The organism is Flammeovirga sp. MY04 (assembly GCF_001682195.2).
Taxonomy (GTDB): domain Bacteria; phylum Bacteroidota; class Bacteroidia; order Cytophagales; family Flammeovirgaceae; genus Flammeovirga; species Flammeovirga yaeyamensis.
Genome location: NZ_CP003560.2, coordinates 2,225,008 through 2,250,230 on the forward strand (window position 1 = coordinate 2,225,008; position 25,223 = coordinate 2,250,230).

22 protein-coding genes are annotated in these 25,223 nt (G+C 33.8%); 18 read left to right on the top strand and 4 right to left on the bottom strand.

Translation table 11 applies throughout. The annotated features are described in order from the left end of the window. Positions 1–110: 110 nt before the first annotated feature. The 6 genes from MY04_RS08990 (at position 111) to MY04_RS09015 (ending at position 8,596) form a co-directional block, all read left to right on the top strand. On the top strand, positions 111–419 hold the full coding sequence (locus MY04_RS08990) for a HesB/IscA family protein (protein ID WP_066208805.1): 309 nt from the start codon (positions 111–113) through the stop codon (positions 417–419). A 22-nt stretch (positions 420–441) separates the two neighbouring features. Next, entirely contained in the window at positions 442–2,103 is a 1,662-nt protein-coding gene (locus MY04_RS08995; protein ID WP_066208807.1) for a S41 family peptidase, read from the top strand. A 40-nt stretch (positions 2,104–2,143) separates the two neighbouring features. Next, positions 2,144–3,220, top strand: a complete 1,077-nt coding sequence (locus MY04_RS09000; RefSeq protein WP_066208808.1) for an FIST signal transduction protein — start codon at positions 2,144–2,146, stop codon at positions 3,218–3,220. 106 nt (positions 3,221–3,326) lie between these two features. Beyond that, positions 3,327–5,249 carry an ATP-binding protein gene (locus tag MY04_RS09005; RefSeq protein ID WP_158297626.1) on the top strand — a complete coding sequence of 641 codons (1,923 nt, stop codon included), beginning with the start codon at positions 3,327–3,329 and terminating at the stop codon, positions 5,247–5,249. 119 nt (positions 5,250–5,368) lie between these two features. Then, positions 5,369–6,448, top strand: a complete 1,080-nt coding sequence (locus tag MY04_RS09010; RefSeq protein ID WP_066208815.1) for a lysylphosphatidylglycerol synthase transmembrane domain-containing protein — start codon at positions 5,369–5,371, stop codon at positions 6,446–6,448. A gap of 186 nt (positions 6,449–6,634) precedes the next feature. Next, positions 6,635–8,596 (top strand): YgiQ family radical SAM protein, encoded by a 1,962-nt coding sequence (locus tag MY04_RS09015; RefSeq protein WP_066208817.1) that lies wholly within the window; start codon positions 6,635–6,637, stop codon positions 8,594–8,596. Positions 8,597–8,682: 86 nt separating this feature from the next. Here MY04_RS09015 and MY04_RS09020 read toward each other — a convergent pair whose 3' ends face one another. Continuing rightward, entirely contained in the window at positions 8,683–9,087 is a 405-nt protein-coding gene (locus MY04_RS09020) for an energy transducer TonB (RefSeq protein WP_066208819.1), read from the bottom strand. Positions 9,088–9,483: 396 nt separating this feature from the next. Here MY04_RS09020 and MY04_RS09025 point away from each other — a divergent pair, with 396 nt between their 5' ends. The 6 genes from MY04_RS09025 to MY04_RS09050 all read left to right on the top strand — a co-directional run bounded on the left by MY04_RS09025 (position 9,484) and on the right by MY04_RS09050 (position 15,108). Continuing rightward, positions 9,484–9,855 carry a BlaI/MecI/CopY family transcriptional regulator gene (locus MY04_RS09025; RefSeq protein ID WP_066208821.1) on the top strand — a complete coding sequence of 124 codons (372 nt, stop codon included), beginning with the start codon at positions 9,484–9,486 and terminating at the stop codon, positions 9,853–9,855. A 3-nt stretch (positions 9,856–9,858) separates the two neighbouring features. Continuing rightward, the gene (locus MY04_RS09030) at positions 9,859–11,418 is read left to right on the top strand and encodes a M56 family metallopeptidase (protein ID WP_084005813.1); all 1,560 of its coding nucleotides are present in this window, start codon (positions 9,859–9,861) and stop codon (positions 11,416–11,418) included. Positions 11,419–11,487: 69 nt separating this feature from the next. Further along, positions 11,488–12,126: a leucine-rich repeat domain-containing protein gene (locus MY04_RS09035; RefSeq protein WP_066208824.1), complete on the top strand. Its 639-nt coding sequence runs from the start codon at positions 11,488–11,490 to the stop codon at positions 12,124–12,126. A 23-nt stretch (positions 12,127–12,149) separates the two neighbouring features. Next, positions 12,150–12,809: a leucine-rich repeat domain-containing protein gene (locus MY04_RS09040; RefSeq protein ID WP_066208826.1), complete on the top strand. Its 660-nt coding sequence runs from the start codon at positions 12,150–12,152 to the stop codon at positions 12,807–12,809. 285 nt (positions 12,810–13,094) lie between these two features. Then, a complete protein-coding gene (gene gntH, locus MY04_RS09045; RefSeq protein ID WP_158297627.1) occupies positions 13,095–14,651 on the top strand; it encodes a guanitoxin biosynthesis MBL fold metallo-hydrolase GntH in 1,557 nt (518 codons plus the stop codon). Positions 14,652–14,700: 49 nt separating this feature from the next. Then, on the top strand, positions 14,701–15,108 hold the full coding sequence (locus MY04_RS09050; protein ID WP_066208830.1) for a hypothetical protein: 408 nt from the start codon (positions 14,701–14,703) through the stop codon (positions 15,106–15,108). A gap of 112 nt (positions 15,109–15,220) precedes the next feature. Here MY04_RS09050 and MY04_RS09055 read toward each other — a convergent pair whose 3' ends face one another. Further along, positions 15,221–15,556, bottom strand: a complete 336-nt coding sequence (locus MY04_RS09055) for a DUF6804 family protein (RefSeq protein WP_066208831.1) — start codon at positions 15,554–15,556, stop codon at positions 15,221–15,223. A gap of 438 nt (positions 15,557–15,994) precedes the next feature. Between MY04_RS09055 and hemA the strand changes: the two genes are divergently transcribed. From hemA to MY04_RS09085, 6 genes are all read left to right on the top strand, one after another. Continuing rightward, positions 15,995–17,236, top strand: coding sequence for a glutamyl-tRNA reductase (hemA, locus tag MY04_RS09060; protein WP_066208833.1), 1,242 nt, complete (start codon positions 15,995–15,997; stop codon positions 17,234–17,236). A 20-nt stretch (positions 17,237–17,256) separates the two neighbouring features. After that, positions 17,257–17,730 (top strand): globin family protein, encoded by a 474-nt coding sequence (locus MY04_RS09065; RefSeq protein ID WP_205958175.1) that lies wholly within the window; start codon positions 17,257–17,259, stop codon positions 17,728–17,730. A gap of 163 nt (positions 17,731–17,893) precedes the next feature. Beyond that, positions 17,894–18,718: a c-type heme family protein gene (locus tag MY04_RS09070; RefSeq protein WP_066208835.1), complete on the top strand. Its 825-nt coding sequence runs from the start codon at positions 17,894–17,896 to the stop codon at positions 18,716–18,718. A gap of 161 nt (positions 18,719–18,879) precedes the next feature. Next, entirely contained in the window at positions 18,880–19,356 is a 477-nt protein-coding gene (locus MY04_RS09075; RefSeq protein ID WP_066208838.1) for a hypothetical protein, read from the top strand. A 25-nt stretch (positions 19,357–19,381) separates the two neighbouring features. Continuing rightward, the gene (locus tag MY04_RS09080; protein ID WP_066208841.1) at positions 19,382–20,440 is read left to right on the top strand and encodes a ferredoxin--NADP reductase; all 1,059 of its coding nucleotides are present in this window, start codon (positions 19,382–19,384) and stop codon (positions 20,438–20,440) included. After that, a complete protein-coding gene (locus MY04_RS09085; protein ID WP_066208843.1) occupies positions 20,433–21,140 on the top strand; it encodes a cytochrome c3 family protein in 708 nt (235 codons plus the stop codon). The genes MY04_RS09080 and MY04_RS09085 overlap by 8 nt, the downstream gene beginning before the upstream one ends. A gap of 42 nt (positions 21,141–21,182) precedes the next feature. On the opposite strand, the gene MY04_RS09090 is transcribed toward MY04_RS09085, so the two are convergent. Together MY04_RS09090 and MY04_RS09095 are read right to left on the bottom strand one after the other, a co-directional pair. Then, positions 21,183–21,710, bottom strand: a complete 528-nt coding sequence (locus tag MY04_RS09090) for a hypothetical protein (protein WP_066208844.1) — start codon at positions 21,708–21,710, stop codon at positions 21,183–21,185. 77 nt (positions 21,711–21,787) lie between these two features. Continuing rightward, on the bottom strand, positions 21,788–25,195 hold the full coding sequence (locus MY04_RS09095) for a CHAT domain-containing protein (protein WP_066208846.1): 3,408 nt from the start codon (positions 25,193–25,195) through the stop codon (positions 21,788–21,790). Between the last annotated feature and the right edge of the window lie 28 nt (positions 25,196–25,223).

The following is a 25,223-nucleotide window of genomic DNA, read 5'->3' on the forward strand; positions in this document are numbered from 1 at the left end:
TTTTTATATTTGTGAACTTTCAAGATTTTACGACATTCGCAGAATATTCTCTTCAATTAAGAAGGCTTAGAATTGCATATTTAAAATCTTGTACATAAATTATTATAACCATGAAAATTGAAAATCCAATTAGCATCACAAAACGTGCTGCTAAAGAGATTCAAGAAATATTAACCCAGAAAAAAGTTCCTGAAGGATACTCTCTACGCGTTGGTGTAAAAGGAGGAGGTGGATGTGGAGGTGCTCAATTCACCCTTGGATTTGACCAAACTAAGGAAGGTGATGTGGAATACACTACTAATAACATACCTGTTCTAATAGAAAAGAAACAAATGCTTTTTCTAATTGACTTAGAAATTGACTTTGAGGAAAGAAGAGAAGAACGAGGTTTTGTATTTAACAAGTTGTCCGGACAGTAGCTTTTTGCATAACTTTCAGAAAATGACACACGATAGTACTAATTCAAAAAATGTAGACATTAAAGCGTGGCTACCTCTAATTGTAGGGGTTTCCATAGGCATTGGTGTACTCGTAGGCTCTCATTTACGGGCCCCAGATCCATCGACCAATCGGTTGATGGTGGATAAAAATGCCACAAAGTTTGAACGTTTATTGAATTACGTCGATCAATATTATGTGGATAGTGTTGATATTAATGTATTAACACAAGAAGCTATTGACCATGTTCTGAAAGATTTAGATCCTCATACTGTTTATGTTCCTGCAGATGAAGCTGATATTATGGCTTCTCGTTTAGATGATGGTTTTGAAGGTGTAGGTATTGAGTTTAGAGTAATTGAAGATACTTTAAAAGTTTTATCCGTAATGCCGGGTGGCCCCTCTAAAAAAATTGGTATTCGAGCAGGTGACAAGATTATTGTCGTTAATGGTGATACAATTGCAGGTAAAGAATTGGACAATGCTTCCATTGTAAAAAAATTAAGAGGCAAAAAAGGAACTAAGGTTGATATAGAAATCAAAAGAAAAAAGAAAGAAGAACTTATTGCTTTTACCATTACACGTGATGTTGTCCCTACTCCATCTGTCGAAGCCCATTACATGATTGATGAAGAAACAGGATACATTAAGATTAGTAAATTTGCTACGAAAACATACGATGAATTCCATAATGCTTTATTATTTCTGAAATCAGAAGGTATGGAAAACCTTGTGATCGATTTAAGAAATAATGGTGGTGGATTTTTAGGTCAGGCAGTAAAAATTGCAGATGATTTATTACCAAAAGACGATTTGATTGTTTACACAGAAGGTAAAGGAAACGAGTTCACTGAGAAAGAATTTAGCAAGAGAAATCCCGATTTCGAAGGACCAATAGCCGTTTTAGTAAATGAAAGAAGTGCTTCTGCTTCCGAAATTGTAACAGGTGCTTTACAAGACCATGATCGTGCGGTTGTCATTGGTAGAAGAACATACGGTAAAGGATTGGTTCAAAGACAAATACGACTTAAGGACAATTCTTTATTGCGCCTAACAATATCAAGATATTTCACTCCTAGTGGAAGAAGTATTCAAAAACCTTATGGAGAAGGAATTTCTTACGGTGATGATATTTCTAATCGATACGAGAGTGGTGAATTATTCAACAAAGACAGCATTAAAACAGATAAAATGCCTCAATTTAAAACCGACAAAAATAGAATCGTTTATGGCGGTGGAGGTATTATTCCTGACAACTTTATCCCTTTGGATACAGCATCAATGGGCATTTACTATTACACATTAGAACATACTGATGTGCTTCGAGATTTTGCAATTGAATACGCTAATGACCGTTATATTGATTTAATGGAGAATGGCTTGGATCATTTTATCAAGGATTTTGACAGACAAAAAAATGTCATCCAAGATTTAGAAGATTTTGCTGTACTCATGGGCATCAATAAAAGAAAACCCAATATCAATGATGCTACGATTAACATCAACCTAAAACATAGGATAAAAGAGTTAATAGCTCAGACGATTTGGGGTGATGAAGGATATTATAAAGTAGCGAATTTGAAAGACCCAATGGTCAATGAAGCTCAAAAAGTATTTGATGAAGGGTTAGCTGAAGATGACACCACTTCTAAGTCAAAAAGTTGATAAAATTTAGTTATATTAGATAGACAATAACCCATTAAAAATGTTCTATCTATTTGATAATTATATTGATCCTTTAAAAAGTTTAATTCAGGAGTTTGATATCAATGAAACAGTATTTCTTTTTCTTGTTGCTGAGAATAATAAAGAAGAAATACCAACACTAATTGATGAATGTAATAAAATCAACATCAAATTCTTTGGAGGATTCTTTCCTAAAATTATTCATGGTAATAAAGCCTTAGATGAAGGATTTATTTGCCACCCTATACCTTCAAAAAATTCACCCGTCTTCATTTCAAAAGAAAAGCTTTTCCACTCACAAAGTTTTAGTCATAAAGATGAGCAAAATATTTACTTGTTGATAGATGGTTTATCATCAAATTCTCAACGTATTATTGAAAACATCTATGAGCAGCTAGGTACCGATTATCAAATTTTTGGTGGAGGGACTGGATCTTTATCTCTCAATCAACATCTAAGTGTATTTGATAATCATGGCATTTATAAAGATTGTGCCATCATCTGTTCCACCAAAAGTGAGTTTACTATTGATGTAAAACATGGCTGGAATCGTTTATATGGTCCTTTGGTGGCTACAAAAACAGACAAAAATTGGATCTATGAATTGAATTGGCAGAATGCATTCGAAGTGTATCAGGAGATCATTGGAAAAGATGTAATTGATAAAGAGGATTTCTTTTCAGGTGCTAAAAATCATCCTTTCGGTCTTTCAAAAGAAGGTTATGAAGATATTATTCGAGATCCCATTTTAATTAATGAACAAGGTGCCATTAAATGTGTGGGTGAAATATTGGAAAACACCATTGTTTATATAATGGGTGCAGAAAAAACTGATTTGATAAATGCCGCAAACATAGCTGCCCAAAACGTAAAGGAAACTAAAAAACCTTCTCAGCTGTTTCTAGTAGATTGTATTTCTAGATTATTATTTCTGGAAGATGAATATGAAAAGGAATTAGAGGTTTGTAGTGCACAGCACAAAACATCTCCTAACACCATTGGGGTTCTATCTCTTGGAGAAATTTCTTCATTGAGTAAAAATAAAATGGTTGAATATTTAAATAAAACTATTGTAGTCAATGCTATCGAAAAATAATAACCATGAAGTTATACAGGATATGATGCTTTTGTATGAGCTATCATTACAGACTGGAAAAACTTTACATTTTTACGAGAACATTAATAATTTCATTAAACTTTTAATGCATAGAAAGAGTATTTCTAATGCTTCTTTGTGGATTAAAGGCAATACTATTTTAGAGACTAATTTAATAGAAACGGAAGATACTTCCATTGCTAACGAATGGATAAATATTTTAAGTTTCCCTACCAAAGAAGGTCATGAAACTGAAACTTCTTTGGTCAATCACTACCTTTCTCATCAGACAGCAGACGATATATTTACCATTGAAATTGCTGAGGATTATAATATAGAAGGGAATACAAAAATCGCATCAGGTACTCATCTATTTCATTGTTTGGATAACTTTGGCGTCATTCATTATCATTCCAGTACGCTCAAAGATGATAGACTAAATGCTCTTTCCATTAAAAAATTAAATGTTGTCTTTAAACATTTCAAAAACTCTATTATCGCATCTTTAAATCAGCTTAAGTTAGAAAAGGAAATTGCGATTTCTAAAGAAAAAACTAGAGAGATTGATATGATATCAAAATTTGCATTACAAAATCCTTATCCCGTAATGCGTTTTGATAGTGAAGGTGAACTCATCTTTGGAAATGATGCATCTCAGTTTATTCTACCCCACTTTGAAGAATTGAAATGGGCGTATGCTACTATGTTTAAGAAGACACTTGCACTAAATGAAATGAAAGTATATGAACAAGTGATTCATAACAAACACTATGCTTTTACAGTTAGGCCAATTCAACAATATAATTACGTGAATGTTTACGGTATGGATATTAGCTCCAGAAAAATTGTGGAGCAGAAATTAAAGGACGAAAAAGAAAAAGCGGAAAGATTGGCTAATATTAAGATGGAGTTTTTATCAACGATGAGCCATGAAATCCGAACACCAATGAACTCCATTATCGGTTCTATCAACTTATTATTTGATTCTCATCTTAACGATTATCAACACAAAAAGCTTAACATGATGCAATTTGCTGCCGATAATTTACTGAGATTAATTAATGAAATCCTTGATTTCAATAAATTAGAAGCCAATAAGGTGAATTTAGAAAAGATTCGTTTTTCTTTAACCGAGACTTTAGAGAATGTTTTTGCTATGCATATTGATAATGCAGAGAAAAAGAATATCACATTTGAATTGGAACTAGAAAAAATTCCTGTGGAATATGTTGTGGGTGACCCAACAAGACTTTCTCAGATTCTATTAAACTTAATATCCAATGCCATAAAATTTACTGATAAAGGTGGTGTGAAAGTAAATGTGCAAAGTACTTTCAAAAACGACTATTCAATAGTCTACGAATTTAAAGTTATCGATACAGGAATAGGAATATCAAAAGAGAAAATCAATAATATATTTCAAGCTTTTACTCAGGAGGACACGAGTACAACTAGACGATTTGGAGGTACTGGCTTGGGATTAAGTATTTCTAAGAAATTGGTCAATCTTCTTGAAGGTAGCTTAGACGTAGAAAGTGAAATAGGCAAAGGCACCTCTTTTATTGCAAAAATTCCTTATCAAATTTCTCCTAATCAAAAAAAAGAAGAAAAGAAAAAACGCAGACAAGTAAATATCGATCCTCAACAAGATCTAAGAAATGTAGATGTACTTCTAGTAGATGATAATGAATTCAATGTCCTTATTGCTACAGAATTTTTAAGCCGATGGCATGCAAATATTATTACAGCTCGAAATGGTCAAGAGGCAATTGATCAACTAAAGTCGAATAATGAATCCATTAAAATTATTTTAATGGATCTTCAGATGCCGGTTATGGATGGATTCGAGGCCACGAAAATGATACGATCTTTTGAAAAAGACTATTACAAAAACTTACCTATAATTGCTCTAACTGCAGATGTAACAAGTGATGATATTCATGGAATTGAAAACAAAGGCTTCAACGATTTTGCATCTAAACCTTTCGATCCTGAAAAACTATTAAAAAAACTGCTTCAATACATTTAAAAAAAGCAATAAACTTCTTGATAATTGAAAATTGACTGTATTTTTGAGAGTCCAAAATAAGGACATCTCACATCTCCGACTTTTCAAGATCTTAAACCAACAAAAAAACCGGCATTCCTATGGATACGCAACAGCAGAAAATGCTTAAAAACTTAAGTCCAACTCGGGCTTTAATTCCAATATTAATTGGTTTAGCAGTGCCGATATATATGGTTTGGTCATCCGATGATTTTCAAGTGGATCAAATAATCGATCACTTAGGGAACATGAACATTTGGTGGATCTTCCTATCTTTTGTTGTTTTAATTGGTCGAGATGCAGGCTATATGTATAGAATTAGAACATTAACCAACAAACACCTCAGTTGGAATTCTAGTTTCTTTGTTATCATGCTTTGGGAGTTTGCTTCAGCAATTACTCCTTCTGTGGTTGGTGGGACAAGTGTCGCCGTCTTTATCATGAATCGAGAAAAAATATCTTTTGGTAAGGCATTAAGTTTTGTAATGCTTACCGCCATATTAGATAATCTATTCTTCGTGTTCGCCTCCATTTTTGTCATCATACTTTTTCCTGGATCAATATTCCCTGCCAATAATTATTCTGCAGAAATACTCGGAATGACGCTTGGGTTGAAACAGATATTTGTGGTCAGTGTTAGCTTAATCGCAGTATATACCGCATTTATGGCTTGGGGATTATTTATCGGTCCAAAATCGTTTAAAAAATTCTTATGGTTTCTTACTTCCAATAGATTTACAAAACGTTGGAGAAGAATGGCCGTAAAAAGTGGCAACGAAATGATTGTAGCTTCAAGAGAATTAAAAGGACATAAAACTTCCTATTGGCTTAAAGTAATTCTCTCTACTGTCTTTATTTGGTCATCTAGATATGCAATGTTGAATTGTTTAATCAATGCATTCCTTCACATCGATTTATTCTCTTTAACTCAAGGGCAATTTTTAGATCAATTCCTTATTTTCGGACGTCAGATTATCATGTGGATTGTGATGTTGATCTCTCCTACTCCAGGTAGTGCAGGCACAGCCGAATACTTCTTCGGAGAATTTTTTAAAGAGTTTTTCAACGATGCAGGCTTAGTAATTGTCGTCGCCCTTTTCTGGAGATTGTTCACTTATTATACTTATTTGTTGATGGGAACAATCGTTTTACCTACTTGGATCTCGAAAAGGTTTAAATAATTCCATTTAAATAACAATAATCAATTTCTTTCTTACGAACTTTGCAGATGCATGTCTCGCAAAACTTTTGATACTACATTTAGTTAAATGTTAGTTAAAGTGCGTATGTACTTACCAAAATAGTATTTGATAACTTTCAATCAATTCAATATCAAATATTTTGGGGGACTTCAGATTAAGTTTATTATGATCAGAAAGGAAAATAATTTGTCCGATTGGTTGCCTATCACTAAAAAAGAGATGGAACTAAGAGGATGGGATAGTTTAGATGTAATTATCATCTCTGGAGATGCTTATGTAGATCACCCTTCGTTTGGTGCTGCAGTAATTGCCCGTTTGGTAGAAGCTGAAGGTTTAAAAGTAGGTATTATTCCTCAACCGAATTGGAGAGATGACTTACGTGATTTCAAAAAATTAGGGAAACCCAATTTATTCTTTGGAGTGACAGGTGGCTGCATGGACTCCATGGTAAACCACTATACTGCCGCAAAGAGAAAGCGTTCTAACGATGCCTATACTCCAGATGGTGCACCAGGTTTTAGACCTGACTATGCAACAGTTAAATACACTAAAATTCTTAAAGAATTATATCCTGATATTCCTGTTTTAATTGGTGGTATTGAGGCTTCACTTAGAAGAGTGACTCACTACGACTATTGGTCTGATCAGTTAAAACCTTCGATTTTAAAGGAATCGGGTGCTGATATCTTGGTATATGGTATGGGAGAACAACCTTTGAAGCAAATCATTAAGTTGGTGCAAAAAGGGGTACCTATGCGTTCGTTAAAAACGATTCAGCAAACAGCGATTCTTCAACCTATCGAAGAAGATATTCCAAAAGGAGTGCATTGGAATACGATTGAGTTGAATTCACATGAAAAATGTTTGGAAGATAAAATCGCTTTTGCCTCTAATTTTAAGCATATCGAAAGAGAATCGAATAAACAATATGCCGATCGTTTAACTCAAGAAGTAGGCGACCAAAGGTTAGTCATTAACCCTCCTTACAAAACCATGAAGGAGAAAGAAATCGATGCTTCTTTTGATTTACCTTATACCCGATTACCTCATCCAAAGTATAAAAACAAAGGACCTATTCCTGCCTTCGAAATGATTAAGTTCTCTATCAATATGCATAGAGGATGTTTTGGTGGATGTAGTTTCTGTACAATTTCGGCACATCAAGGTAAAATGATTGCTTCCCGTTCAGAGAATTCAATTCTGAAAGAAATCAAGGAAGTGACCAAAATGCCTGATTTTAAAGGTTACTTAAGTGATTTAGGTGGACCTAGTGCGAACATGTACAAAATGAAAGGTAAAGTACAATCCATTTGTGATAAGTGTGTGAGTCCATCATGTATCCACCCTGTGGTTTGTGATAACTTAGATTCTTCTCACAAAGCGATGACACAATTGTATCGTAAAGTAGATAAGATGCCTGAAATTAAAAAGGCATTTGTAAGTAGTGGTATCCGTTATGACTTACTGGTATCTGATTATAACAAATCAGATGAAACCAAAAGTTTACATGAATACATGGAACAAGTGGTGACAAGACATATTCCAGGACGTTTGAAAGTAGCTCCTGAGCATACTTCCGACCCGGTTTTAAGAATTATGCGAAAGCCATCGTTCAAGCATTTCCATACTTTCAAACAAAAGTTTGATCAGATCAATAAGAAGCATGGTTTAAAGCAACCACTTATTCCTTACTTTATTTCTTCACACCCCGGGTGTGAAATGGAAGACATGGCCAATTTGGCATTAGAAACTAAGGAAATGGGCTTCCAATTGGAACAAGTGCAAGACTTTACTCCTACTCCAATGACTACTGCCACTGTCATCTATTACGCAGGAGTACATCCATATACATTAAAACCTGTCGATACGGTAAAAGATCCTAGAAGAAAGAAGGATCAGAATAAATTCTTCTTCTGGTATAAAAAAGAAAATCACCAATGGATTAGAGATACTTTAAGAAAAACGGGTAACTCTAGAATGGCAGAAGATCTACTTAAATATCACGCACAACAAAAGCGTGAAGAAAAATTCAAGCAAGTGGATAAGGGTGTATCAAAAGTTAGTGCTGGAAAAGGAAAAAGTAATTCTGGTAAACCGAAATCTAGAAACAAAAAGAGAAGAAGGTAACTTTTTCTAAATTGATATAAACAAAAAAGCCTGTCTTACGACAGGCTTTTTTACTTTGAAGAATATAATATTTCTACTTGTTATGTTTAGAAATTCAATGAAAAATTGAATGGAATCACCACCCAAGATGGAACTGCTTCTGCATCCCCTGTTGTATTATTAATTACAACCGTTGGCTCAAACTCTAAAGATTTCACTGCATTATCTACTGCAGATGCTAAACGAGTATCAGAACCTTCCATAATAGTATATTTCTCTACGGTCCCCTCAGCACTAACATATACTCTTACTTTAACAGTACCTTCGATGGCTAAATTTTTCCCTATCTCAGGATACTCTACTAAACGCATAGCCTCCTCGTAGTTAATAGCTTTAGCCTGCTTATATGAGAATAAAGGTTTGTCATCTTCTGGATGATTTTCTGCAGTAGCACTATTTAAGAATAAAGCAAATGTGAATAATAAAGCCGATAATATATTTAATTTTTTCATAGTTGTATTTTTTTGTTTGTCGTCATTCCAATGTCACGCTTTGTTAACATTGATGTAACAAATATAGATAAAACATTTGTAAAGCGTGTGAATCACACTTATCATTTTTTGATGATTAACATCATGTATATGACTCAACAAAAGTGTTTTTATGTGTAAATCGTTGATTTATTGACTGTTAATGAATTATTTTATAATATTCACTTTCTTAACATTGAGTTCATATTGCGTAATATGTTAAACCTATTTTAATCTTGTTGAGTTGCGTTTTAAACTAAGTTTTTAGTTTTTTAACTAAAATATTAGTTGATAAATTTTGATAACTAAACTTTTAGTTGATAATTGCAGATGTATTCGAATAGTTAAGTACTATTTCATTCAATCATCATCTATCATATGAAAAAGTTAACCACTGCAGAAGAACAAGTAATGCAAGTTTTATGGAACCTAAATAAAGGTTTTGTAAAAGAGATTATAGCAGAACTTCCAGAACCAAAACCTGCTTATAATACCATCTCTACTATTATTAGAATTTTAGAGCAAAAGGAATTTGTTGGTCATGAAACCTTTGGAAAGTCACATCAATATTATCCTTTGATAAGCAAAGAACAATACTCACATCAGTATTTAAAAAGCTTTGTTGGACGTTTCTTTAGTGGTTCTTTTGAAAACATGGTATCCTTCTTTGCTAAAAAAGAAGATGTCAATATCAATGAATTAGAAGATTTATTAAATGATTTAGAGTCAGATAAAAACAAAAAAGAATAAGTTATGATACGCTATCTATTTATCTCCTCTATTGGTATTACTCTCCTTTCTTTAGTTTATCTATTATTCTTAAAGAAGCAAACGTTTTTTCAACAAAACAGGCTGACACTATTGTTGGGGTTAATTATCAGTTTATTGTTCCCGGCAGTAAATATGCTAAGCTATACTGCTGATATAGCTGCAATACAAAGTTTACCAACTGTTTATCTTCCTGAACTCACTATTGGTGAAGATACTTCCGTAAAAGAGACTTTAACTACCATTAATTATTGGTCTATTTTACTTTGGCTCTATATAGGAATTACCTCTGCATTACTTATTCGATTTATTTTTTCGAATATCAAATTAATACGATTTATTTCGAAAAGTAAGTGGGAAAAATTTGAAGGAAACCATTTGGTTTTCACCGAGGGTAAGTATCCAACCTTTGCTTATCTGAAATATATCTTTTGGGATAACTCAAAAGAACTGAATAAAAAAGAGCAGTTACTGATTCTTAGACATGAAGAAACGCATGTTAAAGAACTACACTCTATTGACATATTTGCGATGGAATTGATTAAAATTCTATTTTGGTTCCATCCAGCGATATATATCATTGATGCTGCACTGCGCACGCAGCATGAATACATTGCCGATAAAAAGGCAAATGAAATGACTAACGATGCATCATACGGTCAGTTAATGGTTCGATCACTTTTTGAAGATCTCTCTCTTAGTGTCGGCCATGGATTTCAATTTTCCACCGTAAAAACAAGAATTAAAATGCTAAAACAAGAACGCTCAGCACAATGGAAACGTGCTTTCTCGATTGTATCTCTTATTTCTATCCTTGGTTCTATTGTTATTCTTCAATCTTGCATTGATAATGAGGTGAGAGCGATGAATGATCAGTTACAAGAGGTAAAAGTTAAAACGTTATATGGTTTTAATATTGATGATAAAACTTACTGGGATACCCAAGGTAAAATATTTTCATCTAATCTAGAAGAAGGAACTTCAACAATTACATCTGATCAGCTAGAACCTGGAAACATTGCATCAATCAATATCATTAAGGAAACTTCTAAAATGCCAGTGATGTTTCATGGCAAGGTAGATGGAATTATAGTTATGACATTTAGAGATGCTCTTAAATCACCTATTATTTCTCAAATTAAATCTCTTCCATATACTGAAAGAGATTATGACGCAGAGAAAGAATTTGAAATAAAGACAACAGATGCAGCAAAACTACAACCTGCAAATGATGTTTTCGAAGTAGTAGAAAACCCTGCTAGTGCTCCAAATGGTATGAATGCATTTTACGCTAAAATGTCTGAAAACATCAAATACCCAGAGGACGCTAAAAAGGCAGATATTACAGGAAAGGTTTATGTACAATTTGTTGTAAACAAAGAAGGTAAAGCTGAAGATGTAAAAGTTGTTAGAGGTATACATCCATCATTAGATAAAGTAGCAGTTGAAGCTGTTGAAAAAACTGTAACCGACTGGTACCCTGCCACTCAAAGGGGACAAGTGGTTAAACAAAGAATAGTACTTCCTGTGAATTTTCAGCTATAATATTGACCTAATCTAAAATTTTACGGGTTGTTGTATTTCATCTACAACAACCCGAAAAAACTAACTTTCATGAATATCAAACTTTTTCTTACTCTCCTATTTATCCATTATTATACTTTTAACTTCGCTCAAGAAAGTAGAAGAGATATCAAGCAAAAACAATCTGAACAGGTTTTAGCTTACAAGGCTGACAAACTTCATATCACACTATTAAATAGTAGTTATCTTCCATCTTCTGCTGAGAGAATGAAGAAACAAGATGAAAAAAGAAGGGCTGAGAAAAGGTTAGAGGTTTTAAATCAATGTTCTACTCTATCAATAAAAGAGCATAAAATTAAATTTAGTGATTCTGACTTAGAAGAAATTCCTGATGAAATTATAGCGTTAGAAAAATTAGATACGCTCGTATTTACTAATCATCGACTAAAGCAATTTCCATCTGATTTAAAATCGATAGAAAATATTCGATATCTAAATTTATCTCAAAATGATTTTTCTAATAAACGGATTAATATCAAGAAGTTTAAAAATCTAGAGTATTTGGATTTAAGTGATTGTGGTATTTCTCAGTTACCTAAAGGTCTGAAAAAACTGAAAAAGCTAAAGGTGCTTCGAATAGGTAATAACCCTTTGATGAACACCAAAAGAATCCAAAAATGTAAATCACTTGAAAGTCTAAATCTTGATGGATCGAGTCGAGTGCTTTAATTGATCCCTTTTCAATTTGTAAAATGAAGGGATTATCCAACTTATCAATTAATGAAGGGTATATAGATCAAATACCTGATGAAATTAATCAGTTGAAACAGTTAAAGGTTCTTCTACTAGCGTCAAATAACATAGCAGAAATTCCCGAGTCTATTGGTCAGTTAGCTCAATTAGAAAATTTGATACTTTACAAAAATCAGATACAAAATATCCCAAAAGAAGTATTTTCGTTAAAGGAACTAAAAGAATTAGATATCTATCATAATCAGATCACAGAGGTTGATGCTGATATCAAACAACTACAAAACTTAACTAAGCTCTATCTCTCATTTAACCTTTTGGAAGATGTTCCTGATGAATTAGGTGAATTAAAGAATTTACAAGCACTCTACATTCATCATAACAAACTGAGAGGATTCATCAATATCAAACAACTTAGTCAATTAAGAATACTTGATATTTATGATAATCAACTCTCAGATCTTCCAGAGGGAATCACCCAATTAGATCAATTAAAAGAATTAAATATTAGTAGCAATATGATTGAGAAAATTCCTAATCAACTTATTCAGTTAAAGCAGTTGGAATATCTCAACATTAAAAATAATCCACTAGATGATGATTCTAATCTAAACAAAACACTAACTCAATTATATAACAACGGAGTATATATCACAAAGTAGGTTAACCATAAACAACCTTACTTTGATTAATATATAGATGATGATGATGAAAAAGGGTTTCCGAAAGGAAGCCTTTTTCTATTTATTTAAATTATTATTGTTAACCAATTTAAATATCGCAACCCAAATGCAGTTTAACCGTTTGGTTAATTATAAGTTTAATATCAACCAATAATATTTGATGATAAAATTTATACTCTCTTGATTTGAGGTTAATAATCAAATCAATTTGCAAAATCATAAACCTGATTTAACCAAATGGTTAAATTAAAAAAATTCACTAAAATGAAAAAATTAATATCTCTTTTTGCTATCAGTTTATTTATGACATTCAATGTTGTAGCACAATACGATCAAGGTCCAAATGATTACAAAGGTGATTATAAAGGAACTGGCACTAAAGCCGCTGGTTACGTTAACAATAAAGAAAGTGTAGTTACTGATGACATTAATGATTTAAAAAATCAAGCAGGTGTTTTCCAAACAGATTCTGCTCAATTAATGACCACTTTAACAGCAGGTGTTCCATTAGGAAGGTGGAATGAAGGTTTAATGTTTGAAGGAATCGCTCCAATGGATCATATGGTTTCAGCAGCCAATTGGTATCCAAATACAGAAGACCTTTTGGAAGAAGAAATTAGAATCATATTTATGGGGTCTTCACCAATGATTCGCCCTGGTCAAGCCAATACTTCTATCTTAATACAATTTGGCAATGGTAAGAACTTAATCTTTGATATTGGAGAAGGTTCGGTTGCTAACTTTGTTGGTGCTGGTATTGCCTTAAACGAGATCAACGACGTATTCTTAACTCACTTGCATGTTGACCACTACGGTGCATTACCTTATGTGTATATGTTTGGTGCATGGAACGGTAGATGGAACGAACCTCTAAGAATTACTGGACCATCGGGTTCTGAACCTAAATACGGTACAGCACACATGGTTGAAGGTATGAAGATGATGACGGAATGGCACAGAGATGCTTTCGATGTGTTCCCTATTGGTAGAGGATGGGAAATTGAAGTAAACGAATTCGATTTCACTGATGATGGTGGTGTAATCTATGACCAAGATGGAATTCAAGTGATCCACTGGCAACAAGCACACTGTAAAGATGGAGCTTCAGCTTACCGAGTAGAATACAAAGGTATGTCGGTTGTTTTTTCTGGTGATGGTAGACCTAATAAATTAACCGCTAAATATGGTAAAGACGCCGATGTCTTGATTACAGAGATGCAAGTAGAAGTAGTTTCAATATCTTCTCAAGTATATGGTGTTCCGGCAGTACTTTCTAGATATACCATTGATACGCACCACAACCCTGCTTATGCAGCCGGTAAATTATACGATGATGCTAACCCGAGATTAGCGATGGCCACTCACACCTTCGACGACTTATACGCCAACAACGAGATGGTGGCAGAAGTTAGAGAACACTATAATGGTCCTTTCCACTTTGGTTTTGATGGAGTGGTTGTGAATGTCACAAAAGATAAAATTTGGGTAAGAGATGGTCAGTTACCAGATTATCCAAATGCTACACCTCCTCAGGCAGGATCTCAGGTATCTGCAAACGATGGTATGATTGTACCAGTTCCAAGAAAGAAAAGAGAGGATATGCAAAATCAATATATAAGAGACATGCAGTATAAACCAGAAGAGTACTACCCAGAAGGATACCAACCAGAGTTAATGCCAGTATGGCCATCAGATAAACCAATATTCGTTCCTACAGAAAAGATTCCTTCTTCAATGAAGAGAAGAAGAACAGACTTCGATGCTGATGGTAATTTCATCAAAAGCAGAGATTATAAATTAGATAACACAGAGAATAAATAATTATTAAAATAATAAGCCGGCCTTCGGGTCGGCACTAAAAAATATCATTATGAAAAAGTTAATCACTCTATCCATCTTCCTTTTATTTCAAATCACTTCATTCGCTCAAACAAAAGAAATTGCCATTATGGCTTTACGTTCAGAAGAACATACAAAAGTTACCTTGGAAGATGACACCGTTGTATTTACCGATCATTTTAACGCTTTGGAAAATATTGAAGATTATGATTTTCTTGCTTTGGAATTGGCAGAAAGTTTATTTCACCAAATGTGTAATGAAGAACAAACTAAGTATTTTAATACTCTATTTGCTGAAAATTTAAAATACCAAAACATTATTGAGTGTAAGGGAGGAACTATTCTTAATCTTACCGCTGATAATAAAGGAATTAAAGTAGTAATTACCACTTACCCAGAAGGTGAAGTTGCTAACGAATACTTTAAGTTTGATAATTGATCTTCCCTCAAAAACTAAAAAAGGCTTTGATGAATTGAATCATCAAAGCCAAAATTTCTTATTGCTGCTTTTAGTAAATTGATATAGGTTTTTTATTGGTTTTTAGTAATGATTACACCTTTTCAGTCTTTCGTTTCCTAAACTTATTTACAATACTCACCTTTCTGAATAATGAGTAGTACACAAATAAACCACCTGCTGCGAAATCAATAAAAATCCAAACTAACTTACTACCAATCTCTAATGGAAATAATGGATTAAAAACAACAAAGATGGAAACAAACCCTAACAAGTGAACGGTTAACCGTTGAAACATTTTCCACTCTCTTGCAGAAGCAAGAACGGCCCCAATACTAATAATTACTTTTAAAAATACATAGTACTCAGTAGGTAAGGGAAATACTGAGAGGAACAATAATGTGGCGCAAATTATAAAGAAGTTAATCATTTTTATAGTCGAAGTTGGTTGATGGATAATAAAACAAATTTATGTCTAAAGGATAACCGTTATACGATAAAGTTGTTTAATGAATTAATTTTCGTACACTCTATATAACAGTGTAAAGTGTTTAGATTATTCAGTTATATGAAAATATTCACAATCAAAACACTGCTATTTATATACAAACTCCACAAATATCATCACAATAACAATACCTTTATTGTTAAATAATTAATATTCAGAGCATTTTTTCGATTTTTCATTAAAAACTGTCAAATGACAGATAATTATACAATTAAAAACTATTACTAAGATGAAATATCACATAGTTTAAAGGAAATGCCTATTCTACTTTTGTAGAGTCAGCAAACAAAACTTAACGTTTTAAAGATTGTGTAACAAAAGGAATTAAGTCACGCTTATTCCCTACTAACAAAGATATCAATGAACTTTTATACTTTTTCAATTTCTCATCGCAACGCTACAATAAACATTAGAGAGAAGTTTTACTTATCAGATCAAGAGACTTCTGAATTTTTATTACAACTGAATGATACTATAAATATTCAAGAAGCTATAGTGTTATCTACTTGCAATAGAATGGAAGTCTATTATCTAAGCGAATCCAATCAAACTGATTTGATCCTTAAATTACTTTGTGCTTTTAAGTGTGAACTTCCTTCCAAAAAGTATTATAAATACATTGATTCTTATGAGCATGAGGCTGGTATAAAACATTTATTAGAGGTGGGTATGGGTGTAGACTCCTTTATTCTAGGTGATTTACAAATCTATGGTCAGTTAAAAAACGCATACAATATTGCTACTGAAGTGGGTATGTGTAAAAGTTACCTGCACCGCTTAATGCACACTTTATTTAATGTTCATAAAAAAGTCTTTAACGAAACGGAATTTCTCAAAGGAGCTACATCTTGTGCCTACAATGCCGCGAAACTACTAAAAGATACTTGCTTACCACATGAAACCACATTAATTATCGGTATTGGCGATATGGGAAAAAACGTCGCAGGCTATCTGTCAAGATTAAATGTGAAGAATGTTTTCCTAACGAATAGGACCATGTCAAAGGCGATACAAATGTGTAATGAAACAGGTTTTCAGCTACTTCATTATGATCAGCTCAATGCGCATTTATCTTCTTTTGATCACATTATTTCTTGTGTAGACGGGAATTCAAGAACATTTGGTGTAGGTGATTTTGATGGTGCCTATCCTAAAACTTTAATCGATCTTGGAACACCTAGATCGATCAACTCTCAACTACTTAAATACGGTTGTCAGGTACTTAATATAGACGATTTAAGTAAATACAAAGAACAAACATTAGCTACTAGAAAATCAGAGATTGAAAAAGTAAATACTTTGATTCAAGAGGGTATTCATCAATTTGCACTTTGGAAAAAGGAGCAAAATATGGTTCCCACAGTACGATTCCTTAAACAACAATTGCAAGAGTTAAGAGAGTTATCCCTAGCCAACTTCAAAAAAGAAATGAACCCAGAAGAAATTGCTGCGGCAGAAAAGGTATCTAATCAACTTATCAATAAGATTATTAGTCTACCTGCAGTACAATTAAGAAAAGCTTGTCAAAGAGGAGATTCTGCAGATTTAAGCGAGGCATTAACTGCTTTGTTTACTCTTGACAAGGAAGAAATATTATCATAATAACTAAATTTTACTCTACTATGGGATTTTTATCATCACTTTTCGGTAAGAAGAAAAAAGAAGAAGGACCGATCACTTCACAACAAAAAAAACTTGTGCAAAACACTTTTGCTATGGTGGCACCAATTTCTGATAAAGCAGCAGAAATTTTCTACACCAAACTTTTTGAACTGGATCCTTCTTTAAGACCTTTATTCAAAACAGACATCAAAGAACAAGGTAAAAAGTTGATGACCATGCTTGCTGCTGCAGTGAATGGATTAAACGACTTAGATGCGTTAGTTCCTGTAGTACAAGATTTGGGTAGAAGACATGTAGTGTATCAAGTAGAAGATAAACACTATGATACTGTTGCAGAGGCTTTACTTTACACTTTAGGTGTAGGATTAGGCGACGACTGGACAGATGAAGTACAAGAAGCTTGGACAACTGTTTATACTGTTTTGGCAACGACTATGAAAGAAGCTGCCGCAACTGTAGAAACTGTTGAATAAATAACAATCGACTCTTTCATGAGTAACCATTCTATGGTACATGGGCAAGGGGCTTTTCACTCGGTGTCCCTTCGCCCACCTTTAACAATCACGCTTAATTAATATCAGACAGCTATTGCTACTGATTTTTTAATACACATGTTTCAAACAATACACTACAATCATGACTTTCAGATCTAACATTATTAAGACAACTTTCATTTTATTTATTATTGGTTTGACAAACTTTAGTTGTCAACCATTACCAGAAGACAATACTGGAACCGAAGTTTCCTCGAAAAAGTATTCTATTGAAGAGGCTTTTACAATTGTCGCTAAAGAAAATGATGTAGCCAGAACATTATACACTAAAGCCATTGTGGGTGCTGGCAAAAAGAAAGGACTTAAGTTCGATGAAGATTGGGAAAAAGACCATGTGGAAGCTGGTCCACTACCTGCTCTATTTTTAAGAGGAATTGCTGGAGAAATCAGAAAAGACAAAGAAGTGCCACTTGGGTTGTTTCTTGGTTCGGATTTCCCCATTAGAAAATCGAATAAATTCAAGGGTAAACAAGCTGAACTGTTTGCACAGATGAGAGAAGACGAACAGCCAAAGTTCTTCTTCGATGAGGAAAATAAACTCTACACAGCTATGTTCCCTGACTTTGCATCGGCTGGTGCTTGTGTCAGCTGTCACAATCAACACCCTGAAACTACTAAATCGGATTGGGTATTGGGAGATATTCAAGGAGCAACAACATGGACTTATCCTGAAGACTCTGTATCATTCGATGAGCTGGAAAAAATGATTATGGCATATAGAAATGGGGCTTCGTCTACCTTCCAGAAATACATTGATAAAACAAAGACATTTAAAGATAGCGATATCCCTGTGGTTGGAGTTGAATGGCCTGCAGAAGGTTATCAATTACCAGAACCTACCATTTTCTTAGATTCAGTTGGGGAACTGGCCTCTGAAGAAACATTAAATGCAATACTAAAACTTTAAAAGAATTCTATCAGAAGTTTGTGATTTTTAATATTTACTATCATTAGTTAGTATGATGATGCCGCGCCTCCAACTATTATGTATTGGTATTCCCCACTTTCACCTGGCCAATAGTGATGTATTACAACCCCGGAGGTGCGGTCCATCTAAATCTCATCGTTATGAGCAAGCAAAATTACATTTATATTGGTGGTTTTCTCTTTCTATTATTTGTATTACAAGATGCATTAGAACTGAGGTGGGAACCCCTTTACAGTTTACAACAAGAACAATCTTACAGAAGGTGGTCAGGGCTTGGGCTCATGATTATTATTCTGTTTCAATGGACTTTAAGCTTAGTGCGTATTACCCCAAAATGGGAAAGCCGTTCTATCTTGTTTCATAAGATCCATAATTGGTTGGGAGCCTTTACTCCTCTCCTATTTTATATACACTCTATGGAACTAGGGTTTGCCTACTTAATGGTATTGAGCGTTACTTTCTTCCTCAACTTTTTGATGGGGATGTTCAACCTGCAAGTCCTTAAATCAAAATCTCAACTCGTTTTTCAAGGCTGGATGATTATTCATGTAGGCTTTTCTGTTTTCATCACTTTTATGACCTTCTATCATATTTGGGTGGTGTTTTATTACGAGTAACTCACAACTAAAAACATAGAAACTCATGGAAAAGATTATAAAATTAAAAGTGGTCGATGTAGTACAGGAAACACCTGATGCTATCAGTATTCACTTTAAACAACCGTTTTTTAAAAAGATTAAATACACTCCTGGTCAATTTTTAACGCTATTGGTCAATGTTGATGGAAAAGTAGAAAGAAGATGCTATTCTTTAAACTCTGCACCAAAGGTGGATCAAACAGTGAGTGTAACCGTAAAAAGAATTAAGGATGGTAAAGTATCGAACTTTCTATTTGATAATATCAAAAAGGGAGAAAAAATAAAGGTGCTTTACCCAATGGGTGATTTCACTATCAAGCCTGATGCTAAACTGAAAAGACATATTGTTTTGTTTGGTGCCGGTAGCGGTATTACTCCTTTGATATCCATTTTGAAATCAATTCTTCATCTCGAACCTCAAAGTATTGTTTCCTTATTTTATGGCAACAGAGATGTTGAATCCATCATATTCAATAAGGACTTGATGAACTACCAGAATCAATTTGTCGACCGACTTCAATTGGTACATATTATAGAACAACCGGGTGATTTTAAAGAGTGCTATAAAGGTAGAGTAGAAAGATCTCAGGTGGCTGAATATCTTAAAAAGATACCAAAATGGGCCGCTGAGGAAACAGAATATTTTATTTGTGGTCCATCGGGAATGATGATCGAAGCCGAAGAAGGTTTAAAAGCTGCAGGTGTAGACGAAAAGACCATTCATATCGAACGTTTCTCTGCTCCTCCTCCATCTGCACAAGAAATGCAAAAAGTAGGTGCTTTCCTTGAAAATAGAGAAATGAAAATTATTCGAGGAGGCACAGAACATACCATTACGGTACAAGCCAAAAGTAACATTTTAGAAGCTGCTTTGGATCATAAATTAAGCATGCCTTATGTTTGCATGGATGGTATTTGTGGTAGCTGTACGGCTAAGGTGAAACAAGGTGAAGTCTATATGAGAGATGGGCATGTGCTGAGTAAAGAACAACAAGATGAAGGTTATATTCTTCCTTGTATTTGTCATCCAGTTTCTAACGATGTAGTCATTGAATATGCTTAAAATAAGTAGAAAAAGACGCCGACAATGGATTGGGTTAAGTGTTGGTTTCTTTATCACAAGTATATGTTATGTAGTCTTGTCTCACCCAGCTAATGAAGACTATTTAAGTAAAGGCCCATTGAATACAGGACATGAAGAACTTCAATGTTCTTCTTGTCACACTTCTGCAAAAGGCAATGTTTTTCAACAATTGCAAGCCAATGTGATGCATACGGTTGGACTGAGAAGAACAGAGGCCAACTTCGGTACGGAGAATGTGGATACTCAGAAATGTTTAGCGTGTCATGATCGAGAAAACGACAGACACCCTCTACATCGTTTTGAGGAACCTCGTTTTGCTGAGGCAAGACAAGAATTAGGGGTGACTCAGTGTGAGTCTTGTCATCAAGAACACAATGGGGTAAGAATCACTCAAACTAATTTAGGGTACTGTCAGAGTTGTCATGAAGACACAGAAATGAAGAATGATCCTTTAGAGATTTCTCATAAAGAGCTCATCGCCAAAAAGAATTGGAATACCTGTTTACAGTGTCACGATTTCCATGGCAATCATATCTATGAAGCTTCAGCCACATTAAAAGATACTATTCCGATTGCAGAAATTAAAGCTTACTTCGAAGGAGAAGATTCTCCATATGCTGATATCAAAAAGTATTATGCGACTACTGAAGAAGAGTTTTTAGCCGAGGCTGAAGAATAATAAACTACCTACTCATACATTGATGTTTACTTAACTATCGATTTAATTATTGATAGTTAAGTTTAATCGTCTTTTACTGTTGAGTAAGTAATTCAGCTCTGCTAAAGGAAAATCGACATATTTCAATCCTATCGATTCACTTCCCTGATGTAAAGAGTATTTTTTATAAATATCTACCTCATCCACATAGAACAGTTTTTCATTTTCGAAATAAGTGATTTTTAGTTCGGCATGTTTAAACTTTCTCTTCGGATGGCAGATTTGAATATCAATTACTCTATCCCAAGGAATACGCTTTAGATTGTACAATTGAATTTTCTCGTAATCAAACGTAATTGCTGGAGTATTTGAGAAGTACATTCGATTTAAGTAAGACACTCGATAATGTACAAAAACACTAAAAACAAGGGGAATAAGAATTCCGGGTGCTAGTGTGTAAAACGTTTTATTATTGAGAAAAATGAGATAAAGGATTTGAGACACCCACAAAGTCATCAATAAAATTTGTGCTATCCTTTTCTCTTTTTGCAGCTTGTGTTTGTTGAAGTATATATTGTTAATTTCAGTCATGATAATCTCCTAGGTTTGTTGTATTGGTTCTATGAACTAAATATAAGAAAATATCATGTAATTTCTACACTTATACCTTAATTAATCATCACAAAAGCTCCCCAATAATAGGGCCTTTCATACTTTTTTAAGATATCCAATTGGGCTTTTCTGAATGCTTGATGTCGATCATTATTATCACTCCAATACTCATAAAACTTGGTCATTAGCTCTTGAGTAGCCTGATCGTCCACATTCCATAAACTCATCACCACGGATTTTACACCTGCAATAGAAAAGGCATATTGCAACCCCGAAATCCCCTGACCTTCTTTCACTTCTGAAACTCCAGATTGACATGCCGAAAGAATAAGTAGTTCCGTATTTTGCAGATTAAGTCCCGCTACCTCATAAGCTGTTAGAATCCCATCGTTTCCAGATTCGTATATCTCCTGAAGTGATCTTGAATCGCTATTGGTGTAATCACTAAAGAAAAGACCCGACTTCAATAAAGTATTTTCGTTGATACTGTTTTTAAAGTTATTGATAAAAAAACCATGAGTTGCAATATGAATAATATCCGGTGACTTTTCCATATTTTTAAAAATTCCTTCTTTTGCTTTTTCCCTTGTAAAGACCTCTACATCCCACCCTCCTTTAAGTAATAATTGGTGAGAATTTGATATTTCTTTTCCTGTACCGGGCAATTCAGCTAAGCGTACGTTCAATCCTTTGCTTATTGAACCCCTCGTTTTTGATTCCTCCAGTAAACGTTCGTCAAATATTGGATTACCGACCAAATAAGCCGTTTTATGTTTTTTATTTCTGTTTATTATCAAATCAAATGATGTGGTCGTACTTGTCAACTGACGGATATAATCCTCCTCTAGTACATAGCGGTTTGTCTTTAGATTCTTTAGGGTGTTTACATTAATCAGATTATAAATTCCATCTGTGACTAAATAGATTCGCTCTGCGTTAATATTTAACGATGCTATTGTCTTCTTGATAGGCAACCAATAATTATCATAAGGATCATCATTTTTCTCCTCATCGATAAATTCCAATCCTCTTCCAAGCGGAGTATTTTTCCTTTGATAATTATAAAATACTTTTCCTTCCAAGAAATTACTTTCTCCTAAATCTACTTTTAAAGGGTGATCAATTTCTTTACTCACCAATAAAGCGATATACTTATTCGAGTGTGTTTTTGAAGTCCTTAATTTGATGATTTCTATAGCCACCTCATTATTACCAAGCTTTTGACGTACACTTTCAAAACTTAAATCTCTGTTATATTGTTGTTTCCCAAGGTATTTGTTACTTGCTAATACTAAGGTCTTTTCTAAGTTATTGATTTTCGATTGCAGCTTATTGATATTCACTTTTAAGGAATCTCTTTGCTGATTGGATAAGAAATTAACGGTAGCAATTTGATCCCTACCTTTCAATAACTTGCTGGTATAGGATGGAAAACCTTGGTTTAATCTTTCTTCTCTATACTCATACATATGATCCAATCGATCTCTTGTTTCGACCAAAAAGTAATCCCTGAACCGTATCTGAATGGTGTAACAATACATCAACATTTCTGGTGAAACCTCATCACCCATTAAATCAAAAATGTCGAAAAAACGATCAAATAACCTGTTTGTACTATTGAGATATTTCATTTTTTCCTGAGAACTTGAATACCTCATAGTTAAGTCATAAAATTCGAAACGGTCTTTTACTGCTTCAATAATTAACTGTTCTGCTTTTTCCCATTCTTTACTTAGCGCCAAGGTGTATGCCCAATCAGCCCTTACCCTTGTATTTAAAATTGTTCCGTCAAAAGTAAGATGAGAAAGTTGTTCAAATTCCTTTATTGCTGATGTATATTGCTCTCTTTTTAAATAAATTAAAGCTTTATAAATTCGAGCATGAATAAAATGCACCTCCGTTTTTTTGAGTTTATCGTCATATAGTTCTAATGCTTGATTGATACAATAAGTGGCCGAATCTAATTGATTGAGATAATAATAATTTCTTCCCTTCTGCTCATTGATCATCCCTATCCCAAGGTGATCTTTACCACAGAAACTCATCAATAACTTTTCAGATTGTTCTAACTTTTTTAAAGCAGCATGATATTGTCCCTCATATTCATCTAGAAATGCTGACACCGATAAAATTTCAGCATAATTTAAGGTGGAATCTTGCCCTGCCTCTCTAAGCAATTTCTCCCCTTGCTTTAATAACATTTCTGGACTTTTCGTCCTTCCTACATAAATCTGTAACTCTATTAAATCGAGGTAAGACTCCACAAAATTTCTAGTGTACATTTTATGGCTATAGCGTAGTCTATCCAATTGAGAAGTTAATAATATCTCTGCTTTTACAAATTCCCCTTTTATGATTTGCCATCGTGCCTTAGTCGTTTGCAGGTAAAGGTTTTCTTTTGCATTATCTCCTAACAAACGTTCTACTTCTTCTAGTAACTTTTCGATATTAGCATACTCTCCTTTCTTTAATTTAAGATTGATAATGCCCACTAAACATTCCGATAAGTTATATTTTTCTTTTTGGTCTTTTCTATAAATTTGAACCGCTTCTTCCAATAGCTTTTCTGATTCATCGAATCTACTTTGGTAGTAATACAACAGTGCTATATTCTTATTGATCGCTGCATAGGAAAAATGAGTTTCTCCTAATATTTTTTCAATTCTGTTCCTTATTTCCAACATCAATTGCTCTGATTGACTATACTGTCCATCTAGCATAAATGAGACAGCCAAAACCATTTGTGCTCTAGCATAATTGGCTGATTTATCCCAACCCTTATCAGCCAATACCTCCAACTCTTTTTCGATGATACGTATGGCTTCATCTTGACGGTTTGATGCATTATACAGCTTGGCCGTATATATTCTTAAATCAGAAAAATCGTTATCGAAATTAATATTGTTTTCTACCTTTTTGGCAAGGTCATTTGCCTGAGTAAAATAGTTTTCTGACGTTTCAATATCTTCCTCCAATAAGGATAATAACCCTTTGTTGGCATAAAAATGAACTTGATTTGTATTCGCTTCTCCTAAAGTATTGTCTAAAATACTCTGAATTTGAGGCATCAGTTTTTTAGGTTCAATTGTTCTTCCCTGAAGTAAGTAAGAGGTACATAGATAGTTGAGAGAAATGGCATAATCGGGAAACATCCATCCGGTCGTTTCATCAAAAATATCTAATGCATCCTGAAAGTTAACTGTAGCTTCCGAGTATTCCTGTCGGTTAAGACATATTCTACCTAAAACAATTAAAGGTACTGTATTATGAATACTCTTCGGTCCATGAATCTTAGTTTCATAATTCAGCCACTCTTTTGCTTTTGATTTTGCCTCATTTAAATTGCCCTTATTTGATAAGCTAATGATCTCTTTTGCTGAATAGGATTCTTTACTATTATCAGATGAATAACATAGTGAAAAGCTTAGTAAAAATGCTAAAAATAAGAGGAGTTTTTGATGCATAGTTTGAGTTTAATAGATTCATCTTCTT